This window comes from Neobacillus sp. D3-1R, from assembly GCF_052180215.1.
Lineage (GTDB): Bacteria > Bacillota > Bacilli > Bacillales > Cytobacillaceae > Pseudoneobacillus.
In genome coordinates this window covers 947,405-960,890 of the sequence record NZ_CP197471.1, presented here as the reverse complement: position 1 = coordinate 960,890, position 13,486 = coordinate 947,405, and the positions used below count along the sequence as shown (strand labels likewise).

The following is a 13,486-nucleotide window of genomic DNA, read 5'->3' as shown; positions in this document are numbered from 1 at the left end:
TAGTGTCTTAAGCACTAGTGATTTTTACATTTTATAACTGAAAACGTTTACATATTAACATTCCCCACCTCTCCCTTCTATCCATAATAATGCATAAATAATTGATTTCTGAAAATTCTTATGATATTATAAAACTATTATTTTATTTTTATTCCTTTATTGATTTACCACAATAACGCTTTAATTCAGTATTTTATCCCCATTAAAAAACCCCATACATTTAATATAGAGGAGGTGAATCGGCTTTAACTGATATGATGTATAAGCCGAATAATATGAACAAAACTTGGAGTCCTTCTACGTTTAACAATTTTCACCAACATGAACATGATGCTTGTGGAATTGTTGCTTCTTTAGAAAAGACAAAAATCCCATCGAGAGAAAATATTTATCATTGCATTCATGCACTTGTGACAATGAATCACCGTGCTGGTTTCATTAATAATGAAGGTGATGGTGTTGGGATTCACATTGATATCCCAAGAGCACTTTGGAAAAATAAACTGCACAAAGTAGATATGAACCCTGAGATTGTCGATCAAGAGAATTTTGTGGTTGGACATATTTTTATAGGACAAAAAGAAAAGGAAGCTTCTTTAGCCTATATTCTTTCCACTTTTAAAAAGTACCAACTTGAAATTGTCTTTCAATCCTTGAACGAAATTGACCCTACAGCCCTTGGCACCATTGCTTTGCAAGAAAACCCTTTATTCCTTCAAATCGCATGTTTAGGCCCTCTTGTAAAACAAGAGCTTTCAAAAATTCTTTTTGAATTAACCATAGAACTTGAAAAAAATGAGGCCGTACATGTTGCTTCATTAAGTCAGGATTATGCTGTTTACAAGGTTTTAGGTGCGGGGGATATTTTACCAAAATACTATACAGACCTAGCTGATCCACTGGTAGCTTCAACCATGACATTAGGTCACAACCGTTATTCGACTAACACTTTATCTAGCTTTTTTCGTGTGCAGCCATTTAGTATATTAGGTCATAACGGAGAAATAAATACGATTCAAAAACTTAGAGATGAAGCTGTTAAATTGAACGTACCACTTGTTAAAGGCGGTAGTGACTCACAGGATTTAAGCAGAACATTAGAAACGTTCCTTTCTCGTGACGGGTACAGCCTATTCGAAGCAATGGATGTCATGTTTCCTCCTATTCTGAATGAAATAAAGGCATACCCAAAGCATCTGCAGGATATGTATACGTATCTTCGAGAGGCATGGGGACATTTTGCTCAAGGACCCGCTGGAATTATCTCGCGTTACCAGGATGAAGCCGTCTTTAGTGTAGATGCTTTAGGCTTAAGACCTTTATGGATGCTAGAAACGCTCGATTCTTACTTATTCTCCTCAGAGCCAGGAATTATCCCTTCATCCGAATATACGGGAGAACCGAAACCATTAGCTCCAGGTGAAAAAATTGGTTTCAAGTGGGATGGAGAAACATTAAAGAGATATGATCAACCTAGCTTCCAACAGGAAGTATATGAAAGACTGAAAAAACGTTTAGATATAATGAATTCCCATCAGCGTCTACAACCTCCTCCATTTGAGAAGGTCGTCATGATGAACTACCCTGAAAAAATAAATAATGGTCAGTACAAAGCATTTGGATGGGAAAGAGAACATGTTCAATTCGTGGAACAAATGGCGGAAAAAGGCGCAGAACCAATTCGCTCTCTTGGTCATGACTCTCCTTTAGCTGCTTTAAATCCAGAAAGAAAAAACATTGCTGACTTTATTAAGGAAAGTGTGGCTGTAGTAACAAACCCCGCTATTGACCGTGATCGTGAATCAGAACATTTCTCAACACGCGTGATCATCGGAAAAAGACCATCGTTAACGGAGAATAAAAAGGTAGATTCTGTTTTAGAGCTAACAAGTCCTATTTTAATAGAAGGTAAATTTGGATATGAATGTTCTTCCTTATTAAAACAGCCTAGTTTCGACCAGTTAATTCATTATTACCAGGAACGGAAACTTGTAGCCTATGTATCTTCCACTTTCCAAGAGAATGAATTAATCGAAGCAGCATTAGAACGTATTACAGAAGAAGCCCTTGCAGCCGTACAATCTGGAAAAACATTGATTGTTCTGGATGATGCCTTGGCACACCATGAACAATTTTGGTTGGACTCACATCTCGTCCTTTCTACTGTCGACCAGGCATTACAAAAAGCAAATGTACGAAGAAATTGCTCCATTCTTCTACGTTCAGCTTCCCTACGTTCCCTTCATGATTTAATTTTATCTGTAGGTTTTGGTGCAGATTTAATTAGCCCTTATTACATGTTTATAACTGTTTTGGAAAATGGTACAGAACCATTAGTGAATCTATATTCTGCTTTGATAAAAGGTATGGAAAAAGTGATCTCTACTCTTGGAATCCATGAACTTCGTGGATACGGCCGTTTATTCTCAGCTATTGGTTTAGACGAAAAAGTGGCTTCAGCCTTAGATATTGTTAATTTCTTCGGCGGAGATGGTTTAGGTCTTCATTTTGCAAAGATGGAAAGTGATGCAAAAGATAGAGCACGGGATTATCATGATGAAAACGCTAGAATAGGGAAATCATTTCATATTTTCCCACGTATCTGGAAGTCTGTCGGTGAAATAGCCCAAACGGGGAATTATTCCGTTTATCGTGATAAAATCACGGAACAAGAACAAGAAAACCCAACAACGATTCGTCATTTGACTGAATTAAAACCATCCCAAAAAACCATTTCAGCACAGGATGTTGATATTCGAGTTGGTAAACATGATTTACCTTTTGTGATCGCCTCCATGTCATTTGGTTCTCAAAATGAAATTGCCTTCCGTGCTTATGCTGAAGGCGCAGATCGATTAAATATGGTTAGCATGAATGGTGAGGGTGGAGAAATTAAGGATATGCTCGGCAAATATCCTAACACTCGTGGCCAACAAGTAGCTTCTGGTCGATTTGGAGTAAATGCTGAACTCTTGAACTCTTCTAATCTCATTGAAATAAAGATCGGTCAAGGGGCTAAGCCAGGAGAAGGCGGGCATCTTCCAGGTTCTAAGGTTACAGCAAAAATTGCTGAAGCAAGAAATGCAACCATTGGATCAGACTTAATCTCCCCTTCTAACAATCATGACATTTATTCGATTGAAGATTTAGCACAAATGATTCACGAAATTAAAACAGCAAATGATCAAGCAAAAGTAGCTGTTAAGGTGCCTGTTGTTCCAAACATAGGTACGATCGCAGTAGGAATTGCTAAGGCCGGAGCCGATATCATTACGGTTAGTGGTTTTGACGGAGGGACTGGGGCTGCAAGAATTCATGCTATTCAGCATGTTGGCTTACCTGTTGAAATTGGTGTCAAGGCTGCCCATAATGCCTTGCTTGAAAGCGGTCTTCGCCATCAGGTTGAAATTTGGGCAGACGGCGGTTTAAAAAGTGCAATGGATGTATTAAAAATAATGCTTCTTGGGGCAAACCGTGTTGGTTTCGGAACACTCTCAATGATTTCGATTGGCTGTACAACTTGCAAAGGATGTCATTTAGATACCTGTCACGTTGGTATTGCCACCCAAATCGAAACAGAACTTCAAGCAAAAGAACATGGACTTAGAAAATTTGTCCCTCGTAACCTCGAATTAGCCGTTCAAGGAATCGTCCATTTATATAGCGCTTTTGGTGAAGAACTAAAACAACTAGCAGGCTCTATTGGTATTCAAAATCTTCAAGCAGCAGTGGGGCGTTCTGACCTTCTTCAACAAGTAAAAGGAGAAGATCAATTAAATCTAGCTGAGTTATTAAGAACACTTGATATTGCTCAATTTAATCAACATGAAATGGATACTATTACCGAACCGGCTGCCATCCAAGCTGCTGTTGGTGCGGAATATTTAGACCAGCGAGTTGAAGATTTACATTATTCCAGAGATTTTTACAGCGTCACCTCTGAACAAAGGGTTTTAGGCAGCAGAGTATCCTGTCACCGTGTCCGCGGCCGTTTAGATGGTACTTATAAGTCTTTACCTCCTATTCAATTAAAATATAAAAATGGTTCTATCCCTGGAAATGGATTAGGTGCGTATAATAGTGCTGGTATCAACCTTGAGGTACATGGCGGTGCTCAAGACGGAATTGGTAAAACATCTTTTGGCGGTAGTATCGTCATTTTAAAATCAAAAGGGAAAGACGGAAAGTACTATAACGGATCTGTCGGAAAAGGCTTTGGATATGGAGCACAAAAGGGACTTTTAGTCGCACAAGGTAATGCTGATGCAAGAGCTGGGATTCGGTTATCAGGTGCAGATATGATTATCGGTGGTCAAATTCAAACACCACTTCCCGAGAAAGAGACAGGAAATGTGGCATCCCGTGCTAATATTAAAGGTTTTGCCTTTGAATATATGACGAACGGCAGAGGCTTAGTGCTTGGGGACCCTGGTCCATGGATTTGTGCAGGTATGACGGGTGGTGTCGTTTATTTAAGACAGCAACCTGAAATGGGTTTTACATTGGATGTCATGAAAAAACGGATTGCAAAAGGTGCGAAGGTATCGATTACTCCTCTTTCCGTAAAGGGAATAGCAGATGTTGAAGAATTGTTAACAAAATATATTCATATTTTAGTGGAAAGCGGTCAAATGGAGGAAGCGTCTCCTTTACAATCATTATTAGAGCATATAGACGAGCATTTTGTTCAGATTATTCCTGTCAAAGAACAAGCAGATCCTTCCGTATCTACAGAGTGATTCCTATGTAAAATGGCAATTGCCCTCGATTGTGGCAGTTGCCATTTTTTATCATTTTTTTCAGGTAAATGTCCCTTGCAGTTTCATACATAACACTGTATAGTACAATACTAGCAGTTAAAAAAGAAATTACACATGAAAGGAATTTTTAAGAAATGAAGCTTGGCGCCCGAATATTCAAAACGGGAATCGCAATCATCCTATCCTTGTTAGTGGCTCAACAGTTGAACTCCCCCTCCCCTGTTTTCGCGGGGATTGCTGCAATATTTGCCGTACAACCTTCTATTTATCGCTCTTATTTATCGATCATTGAGCAAATTCAAGGTAATATTATCGGTGCAATTATGGCCGTTTTATTTGTGCTATTGCTTGGTAACCATGTGGTTATCATCGGCTTAGCCGCTATTATTGTGATTACCATCAATCTCAAATTAAGACTGGAAAACACCATCGCCTTATCGTTAGTTACACTTATCGCGATAATGGAAACGCCTGGTGAAGAATTTATTAACTTTGCCTTTATCCGTTTTTCTACAATTATGATAGGTGTATTTTCCGCCTTTATCGTAAATCTTGTGTTTTTACCACCTAAATACGAAAACAGACTTTATCTAAAAATATCAAGTACAACAGAAGAAATTCTCAAATGGATTAGAATGTCCTCAAGACACGCTTCTGAGAATCATCTATTAAAAAATGATATTGAAAAAATAAAGGATACACTTGTTAGACTTGATCAACTTTATCTTTTTTACAAAGAAGAACGGAATTACTTAAAAAAGCAGAATTTAGTTAAATCACGTAAACTTGTTATTTATCGTCAGATGATTACCACAACAAAGAGAGCTCTTGAAACATTAAAACAATTAAACCGATATGAAAACGAGCTTCTTCAATTATCAGAGGATTTTCAACTTCAGCTCCAAGAACAGCTTGATTGTCTCATCCATCATCACGAACAGCTCTTATTAAGATTTATTGGTAAAACCAAAATCCAAACTGGTAGTACGGAGTATGGTGGAAATGTCTGCTTAAATAAAAAAGGGCTCTTTCAGTTATTTATTGTTCAAGAAAGAAGCGAGGAAAACGAAGCGGTTCTGTTTCACACGATGCAGGTCATTGCAGCAATTATGGATTACGGTGAACATGTAGAGCATCTTGAAACATTGATCAACAGCTTCCAATCCTACCACAAGGACGATAATGAAGTGAATATTGAGGAAAGTAAACCGGAACTTTAATCAAAACTCGCCTTATAGGGGCGAGTTTTTTATATAAAAAAACAAACCCATGTGATTTACATGAGTTTGTTTTAGCATGCCGGTTGTATTTTCGATTCTGGAACCAAAAGAACATTGATAATGTTAGAGTCGTTTATTTCTTTAATTTCACAGTAGCCATTCTCGTATGTATAAAAGATGATGTATTCTTCCCCTTGATAAATGACCTTTTTACCTAGCTCCAAGATGGTTCACCTCAACCTTAAATATAATTAGTATCTAAGTACCCATCTATTAGAGCCCTAAACATAAAAATGGTAATATTTTTAATTTTTTTCTAAAAAAAACTGTCCAAATGATGGACAGTTTTTAACTTTCTAGAAGAGAAACAGGTTCTTTTGTATCAATTTGTTGTACTTGAAACAGTCGGTAATAGCTCCCTTTCTTCTCCATTAATTGCTCATGGGTGCCGATTTCAACTATTTCTCCATGCTCAATTAATACAATTCTGTCTGCATGGGTAATGGTCGATAATCGATGGGCAACAATAAAGGTTGTGCGGTCTTTTGCTAGCTTTTCAAAAGATTCTTGGATAAGATGTTCACTTTCTAAATCCAGTGCAGAGGTAGCTTCATCTAGAATTAAGATCGGCGGATTCTTTAAAAATACTCGAGCAATGGCAATTCGTTGCTTTTGTCCACCTGAAAGCTTAACTCCTCTTTCACCAACTTTGGTACCATACCCCTGCGGAAGGCCCATGATAAATTCATGCGCATTTGCTGCTTTAGCGGCTTGAACAACTTCTTCTTCACTCGCTTTTGGATTTCCTAAAAGAATATTTTCTTTAACCGAGTCACTAAAAAGAAGATTATCCTGGAAAACCATTCCAACTTTATCTCTTAAGCTTCTCACTTTAAAATTTCTTATATCTTGACCATCAAGTAAAATTTCTCCTGATGACACATCATAAAAACGTGGTATTAGGCTTACAAAGGAAGACTTTCCTCCTCCACTCATCCCGACAAGTGCAATTGTCTCTCCCTTTTTAACCTCTAAGTTGATATTTTTTAATACTGATTCATTTTCATTATAGGAAAAGAAAACATTTCGGAAACTTACATTCCCTTTTACATTTTCACATTCGAAAGCATTAGGCTGATCGACAATATCATACTTTTCATCAATAAATTCAAACACACGGTCCATTGAGGCAATGGATTGCGTAATGCTGGTAGAGGAATTCACCATTCTCCTAAGAGGATTATAAAGCTTATCAATATAAGCAATAAAAGCAATCATGGTTCCAAGTGTTAAAGTACCTTGGATAACTTGAAAACCAGAATAACCAATCACCACTAAAGGAGCAATATCCGTAATCGTATTTACAGCTGCAAACGATTTGGCATTCCAACGAGTATGTTCAATCGCTCTTGTTAAGAAATTTTTATTTTGTTTATCAAACAGTTTTTGCTCATGATCTTCAATCGCAAAGCTTTTTATGACGGGCATTCCTTGTACCCTTTCATGTAAATAACTTTGCACTTCAGCTAAAGCCTGAGAACGAGACTTTGTTAATGTTCGCAGGTTTCCAAAAAAGTACCGTACAGAAATCGCATAAAGTGGAAAAAGGATGATTGACATAACCGTCAGCTTTACATCCATCGTAAACATGATCATAATGGCGATCACAATAGTGGCCATATCTAGCCAAAGGTTCATTAATCCTGTCACAACAAATGTTTTTGTCTGCTCAACATCATTAATCACTCTGGAAATGATTTCTCCTGATCTTGTATTAGAGTAATACTTAAAGCTCAATTTTTGGATATGAGTATATAATTGATCTCGAATATCATAAAGAATTTTACTAGCGGTCCATTGTGCATAATATTGGCGATAATACTCAATAGGCGGACGAACGACAACAAAGATGACAAACATAATTCCCATAATAAATAAAAGGTGGTCAGTCTTTTCGGTTTTAGATATTTGATCATTTCCAACAATATCATCAACCACATATTTAATTAACATAGGAATTAATAACGGAATAGAAAATTTTAAAATACCAATAATGATAGTCCAAATAATTTGAAACCGATAAGGTTTTACAAATTGCAAATACCTTCTAATACTGCCCAATTGTACTGCACCTCCAAAAGCTCTCAAAAAAACTAAAAAAAATCAATAAACCTGTTGATCTGATCAACAGGTCGGTTTTAATTTATTTTCTGTATGTAAGGTATCTCTCATACCAGGTATCAATAAAATCAGGTGCAAATGGACCTTTACGCTGATGAATCCATTTAATTAATTTTTCAACATTCTTTTTTAATATATGGTCAATAACCTCAGGATATTTCATTTCACGTCGATGACGTTCGTATTCATCTTCATCTAGCAAATGGTAAGTCATATCCGGGAACACTTTAATATCTAAATCGTAATCAATATATTTAAGTGCTTCTCCATCATAAATAAAAGGCGAGCTTAAATTACAGTAGTAATGAACCCCATCCTCACGAAGCATACCGATGATATTGAACCAATATTGGGAGTGAAAATAACAAATCGCCGGTTCTCTTGTAATCCAAGTTCTTCCATCCGACTCAGTTACAATCGTGCGATCATTTCCCCCAATAACAAGAGTCTCTGACCCTTTTAAAACGGTAGTCTCTTCCCAAATGCGATGGATATACCCGTTATGTTTATAGCTATGAATTTGTATTGGTTCTCCTTCAGTGGGAACGCCCATTACATTTCCCCTACTTTCATTTCCGAACATTTGTAACCCCGAAAGCTCAAAGCACGATACCTCTTTTTTAAGAGGGTGGTACTACGGCTAAACAATATTTTATCAAAACGACATAAGGCAACAAAGAACGATTCTTTTTTCTTATTATTATAACGGTTGTACGCAGAATTTAAAACAAAAGAGCCATTGAAATTTCAATGACTCCCCTAATTTTATAAGTTTTTTGGTATTTTTTAAGAAACTGGAGTCAAATCTAACGTTTGATAAGAACGAATGACTTCTTCTGTTTGATTTTCAAACACTTGCTGAATTTGCTTTAATTCTTCTTTCATCCGATTGATCTCGTACTGAACACTTTCTAATTCAGTCTCTTGCTGAAGCGCTTTTAATTCTTCCTCAATTTCTTGACATCTCTCTAATTCCGCCTGGATAAATAAAAGCTTTTCCATCGTTTTCATTTGTTCTGAAACTAAACGGTTAAATTGATTCATTTTATGCCACCGCCTATTTTTATTGTTATAGTATGTATTCGTGAGGGTCTCGAAGACTCCTTTGACTAGTTCTGTAGAGTAAAGGGAAGTTTTGTCGAAAAAAATAAAAAGCGGAAGCTCTGGAGCTAGATTCCGTAAATGCTCACAAAAAGAAAGCGCCCTATCGTTGTTAGGGCACTTTCACTAAGTATTAAGAATTAGATTGAGATTGTTGGTTTTGAGCTCTTACTTCAGCAGCGTCTGTTTGGCTTGCGAACTCAGTACCAAATTGACCTTGGCTACCTTGACCAGCACTCGCTTGAGATTGTTGGTTTTGAGCTCTTACTTCAGCAGCATTTGTTTCACTAGCGAACTCAGTACCAAAAGAACCTTGTCCACCTTGAGAAGCTGCATTTTGTTGTCTTACTTCTTGAATGTTTGTACCAGCTTGTGATTTGTTTGGTTGTTGGTTGAAATTTGCCATTGTTATCACCTCCACGAAGATTAATTTACCCATCGTGAAGGGAACTATCCTTTTTTACAGAAAAGATTTTTTGAAAAAATTCACTTTAATTAAGTATAAAATTAAACGAGTAAAGAAATACCGCCATCCACAATAAGTGTTTGACCGCGAATCATACTTGCTTCTTCTGATAATAAAAACATGACCGAATTTACCATATCATCAATTTCGACCATTCTGCCAGCAGGTGTTTTTTCCTTTGCTTCTGCTAATAATTCTTCACGATTTGGAAAATGAGTTAACGCTTCAGTATCCACTGCTCCACCAGAAACTGCATTTACTCTAATATTCATAGGGGCTAGTTCCACAGCCAAGTAACGAGTTAATGCTTCTAGTGCTGCTTTTGAAACACCAACAGTAGTATAGTTTTTCAAGTAACGAATCGATCCAAGGGAGCTAATGCTAACAATTTTTCCGCCGCCGCTTTTTTCCATTAGTTTCGCTGCTTCTTGTGCGCAGAATAATAATGCTTTACTGTTAATATTCATCGTCCAATCCCAATGAGATTCCTCTAGTTCCATCGCAGGTCTTAAGACTCCAGATGCTGCATTATTAACAAAAACATCTAATCGGCCAAAGGCTTCATTAATTTCCATAAACATCTTTTTAATTTTTTCTACATCACCAACATTAGCTTTCACAACTAATGCTTTTCTACCTAGAGCCTCAATTTCACTAGCTGTTTCTAAGGCTGCACTTTTACTCCGTGCGTAGTTGATCACAATATCATATCCTTGTTCAGCTAAACGTAAAGCCGTTGCCTTTCCAATTCCTCTGCTGCTTCCTGTTACAAGTGCTACTTTTTGTGTCATATGTAAAGTTCCCTTCGATAAGTTTTCTTTTTATTTTAGCTTTTTCATGAATAGATGACAATTCTAGATAGGAAAATAGGGAAGACAGAAGCTTTCATTACGATAAAAAAGGGGCAGATAAAGATGTATGTAGGCCGTGACATGACTGAGCTTTCTATGATGTCTAAGACTGATTGGAAAGATGATGAACTTGCTTTTTTCCACCATTCATTACAGCAAATGGTTCCTTATTTGAATAGTGAAGGGCAAACTATTCATCGTGAAATTGTAGAAGAAATCATGCGTCGTAATGGGTTAAATCGCGGAGAAGCAGATTATACACATGGTACAAAGATTGTGTATGATTGATATTGATTAAGACACTACGTAAAAAGAAGGACTCACTCCTAAAGAGTAAGCCCTTCTTTTGTAAACTCCAAAAATTGCTGGAACATTTTTTGATGGGAGACAGGGAATGCAAATGCCTCTATCTCATCAAGAGAAACTAACTTCAATCGTGGGGTTTCTTTTACGGTAGAAATAATTTTTCCTGAATACACCTGGATATACCATTTTAAATGCGAAAAGACATGTTCAATCTGACCAAGCCCTTCGTTTATTTCGGCCGTTACTTCATGCTGACTTTTAAGTTGATCAAGAAACTCATCTTGTCCCCTTTTTAATTCTGCATGGATTTCAAAATTAGGAAATTCCCAAAGGTTTGCCAATAATCCCGTTTCTGGACGCTTGCGAATGAGAATTTTCCCGTTTGGGTCCGTTAAGATACCAGCTACCAATTTCACATCTTTCACTTTTGTTTTTTTGGTTTTAACAGGTAGGTCTGTTTGTGCTCCTTGTTCAAAAGCACTGCAATGTTCTCTAACTGGACATAACAGGCAAGATGGAGAAGTAGGAGTACAAATTAAAGCACCTAACTCCATTAACGCTTGGTTAAAATAGGAAGGATTATCATGAGAAATTAATTTTCTAACCGCTTCTTCAAAAATCTTTCTAGTTGAAGGCTTTGCGATGTCCTCCCAAATGGAAAGAACCCTAGACAAAACTCTCATGACATTCCCATCCACTGCCGGCTCTGGTACTCCATAAGCAATACTTAAGACTGCTCCAGCCGTATAAGGTCCAATCCCCTTTAATTTAGATATTTCATTTGGTGTATTGGGTACGACTCCATTATATTTTTCTTGGACTTCTCTACAAGCCGTTTGCAGGTTTCTAACCCGGGAATAATAGCCGAGACCTTCCCATACTTTTAAAATTTTTTCTTCATCTGCATTGGCAAATTCCTCTAATGACGGGAACTGTTCCATAAAGTTTTGATAATAGGGAATAACCGTGTCTACTCGGGTTTGCTGAAGCATAATCTCTGATACCCATATACGATACGGGTCACGTTCTCTTCTCCATGGTAAGTCCCTTTTTTCATTAGTGAACCAGCTGATTAAGTCTGATTGAAAATCATTGATATTCAGTGAATCTAGTGTTTGTTGAAATTTTTTAGGCACTTTTGTTCCTCCAAGGTGTTAAACATCCCTTAAAAATGGGAATATAATATTAACGCTTCTTTTTAATACCATAAAAACCGATCTGTTGAAGACCACCTTTTATATAAGGGTCCAAACAACCGAATAGGGTATGACTTTTGGATTTTCTTAATTTCTTCAGGGCATAATAATGGGATTCCGTTGGCAATAAAAAGGTTTCGATGACCTTATGATTGGATTCGTTTAATTGTATCTGATCCGCTTCAAATGAATGTAATTTTGAATGGATTTGATGGATGACTTCTTTATATTGCTGATAAGTAGATTCAACAATTTCATATTCGATGACCATTTGTATTTCTGATTTCATTCCTTCATCTCCCTAGACTAAACCATAATTATTATTGATGACAAGTAAGAATGCTTTAAAAATTTTTCCCTATAAAGGAGGGCTTTTCCTTTTGGATACAGGTACACATGTGGTAATGGGACTTGCTCTGGGCGGATTAGCTACTTTAGATCCTGTGTTGGCAGATAGTTCTGCAACGGCGACAAGTGTGCTAATCGGCACTTTAGTTGGATCCCAGGCCCCTGACATTGATACAATTCTAAAATTGCGCAATAATGCCGTCTATATTCGGAATCATCGTGGGGTTACCCATTCTATTCCCGCTGTTATCCTTTGGCCTTTAGGGATTATGGCGATTATATATCCACTTTTTCCAGAGGCTAATTTACTCCACTTATGGATTTGGACATTTTTGGCCGTATTCCTGCACGTATTTGTCGACATATTCAACGCTTATGGTACACAAGCATTGCGACCTTTTTCGTCGAAATGGGTCGCATTAGGAATTATTAACACATTTGACCCGTATATTTTTGGGATTCATGTCGTCGGAATTTTTGCTTGGGTATTTGGAGGACATCCAGGTTATATCTTTTTAGCTGTTTACGCGATTCTCATCAGCTATTACTTTTTCCGTTTCCAAGCACAAAGAAAGGTGTTGCATAAAGTAAAAGAAATAGTTCCTGATGCGACACAAGTCATCATTGCTCCAACTATGAAAACACATGAATGGCGGATTGCGGTTATGAGTGAAACAAGGTTTTATGTGGGAAGAGGGATTAAAGGGGAAGTGAAAATTTTAGATGAATTCGAAAGAGTCGCCGTCCCAAAAACAGCTGTGCTTGAAGCCGCTAAAAAGGACAAAAATCTTTCCGCCTTTTTATCCTTTTCCCCTGTTTATCGTTGGGAAGTAGATGAATTTGATGATCATTACGAAGTAAGATTTATTGATTTACGTTATAGAAGTAATGGACATTATCCATTTGTGGCAGTCGTAAAGTTAGATTTAGAGTACAATATTTTAAGTTCCTACACCGGGTGGATTTTTAGTGAAGAAAAGCTGCAGAAAAAATTAGAATTTCTTCCGAATTCATAAGAGAAAAACGTAAACGACCTGTAGCGACGTAAAGAAAGGTC

General features: G+C 37.2%; 12 protein-coding genes. 4 read left to right on the top strand and 8 right to left on the bottom strand.

The genetic code is table 11. The annotated features are described in order from the left end of the window. Positions 1 to 275: 275 nt before the first annotated feature. Positions 276 to 4,739 (top strand): glutamate synthase-related protein, encoded by a 4,464-nt coding sequence (locus tag ACSBPO_RS04730; protein WP_442598934.1) that lies wholly within the window; start codon positions 276 to 278, stop codon positions 4,737 to 4,739. Positions 4,740 to 4,894: 155 nt separating this feature from the next. Continuing rightward, positions 4,895 to 5,980 carry an aromatic acid exporter family protein gene (locus ACSBPO_RS04725; RefSeq protein ID WP_442598933.1) on the top strand — a complete coding sequence of 362 codons (1,086 nt, stop codon included), beginning with the start codon at positions 4,895 to 4,897 and terminating at the stop codon, positions 5,978 to 5,980. Positions 5,981 to 6,051: 71 nt separating this feature from the next. Here ACSBPO_RS04725 and ACSBPO_RS04720 read toward each other — a convergent pair whose 3' ends face one another. From ACSBPO_RS04720 to fabL, 6 genes are all read right to left on the bottom strand, one after another. Next, the gene (locus tag ACSBPO_RS04720) at positions 6,052 to 6,204 is read right to left on the bottom strand and encodes a hypothetical protein (protein WP_442598932.1); all 153 of its coding nucleotides are present in this window, start codon (positions 6,202 to 6,204) and stop codon (positions 6,052 to 6,054) included. A 124-nt stretch (positions 6,205 to 6,328) separates the two neighbouring features. Next, positions 6,329 to 8,101 (bottom strand): ABC transporter ATP-binding protein, encoded by a 1,773-nt coding sequence (locus tag ACSBPO_RS04715; protein ID WP_442598931.1) that lies wholly within the window; start codon positions 8,099 to 8,101, stop codon positions 6,329 to 6,331. Between the two features lie 82 nt (positions 8,102 to 8,183). Next, entirely contained in the window at positions 8,184 to 8,714 is a 531-nt protein-coding gene (ntdP, locus tag ACSBPO_RS04710; RefSeq protein WP_442598930.1) for a nucleoside tri-diphosphate phosphatase, read from the bottom strand. A gap of 233 nt (positions 8,715 to 8,947) precedes the next feature. Next, a complete protein-coding gene (locus tag ACSBPO_RS04705) occupies positions 8,948 to 9,205 on the bottom strand; it encodes a YgaB family protein (RefSeq protein ID WP_442598929.1) in 258 nt (85 codons plus the stop codon). Between the two features lie 190 nt (positions 9,206 to 9,395). Then, positions 9,396 to 9,668, bottom strand: a complete 273-nt coding sequence (locus tag ACSBPO_RS04700) for a gamma-type small acid-soluble spore protein (protein ID WP_442598928.1) — start codon at positions 9,666 to 9,668, stop codon at positions 9,396 to 9,398. Positions 9,669 to 9,769: 101 nt separating this feature from the next. Beyond that, positions 9,770 to 10,519 carry an enoyl-[acyl-carrier-protein] reductase FabL gene (gene fabL / locus ACSBPO_RS04695; RefSeq protein ID WP_442598927.1) on the bottom strand — a complete coding sequence of 250 codons (750 nt, stop codon included), beginning with the start codon at positions 10,517 to 10,519 and terminating at the stop codon, positions 9,770 to 9,772. Between the two features lie 123 nt (positions 10,520 to 10,642). Between fabL and ACSBPO_RS04690 the strand changes: the two genes are divergently transcribed. Next, entirely contained in the window at positions 10,643 to 10,867 is a 225-nt protein-coding gene (locus tag ACSBPO_RS04690) for a hypothetical protein (protein ID WP_442598926.1), read from the top strand. Positions 10,868 to 10,905: 38 nt separating this feature from the next. On the opposite strand, the gene mutY is transcribed toward ACSBPO_RS04690, so the two are convergent. Next, entirely contained in the window at positions 10,906 to 12,021 is a 1,116-nt protein-coding gene (mutY, locus tag ACSBPO_RS04685) for an A/G-specific adenine glycosylase (RefSeq protein ID WP_442598925.1), read from the bottom strand. A gap of 49 nt (positions 12,022 to 12,070) precedes the next feature. Continuing rightward, positions 12,071 to 12,370: a hypothetical protein gene (locus ACSBPO_RS04680; RefSeq protein WP_442598924.1), complete on the bottom strand. Its 300-nt coding sequence runs from the start codon at positions 12,368 to 12,370 to the stop codon at positions 12,071 to 12,073. 91 nt (positions 12,371 to 12,461) lie between these two features. Between ACSBPO_RS04680 and ACSBPO_RS04675 the strand changes: the two genes are divergently transcribed. Next, positions 12,462 to 13,445, top strand: coding sequence for a metal-dependent hydrolase (locus tag ACSBPO_RS04675; RefSeq protein WP_442598923.1), 984 nt, complete (start codon positions 12,462 to 12,464; stop codon positions 13,443 to 13,445). The last annotated feature ends 41 nt before the right edge of the window (positions 13,446 to 13,486 follow it).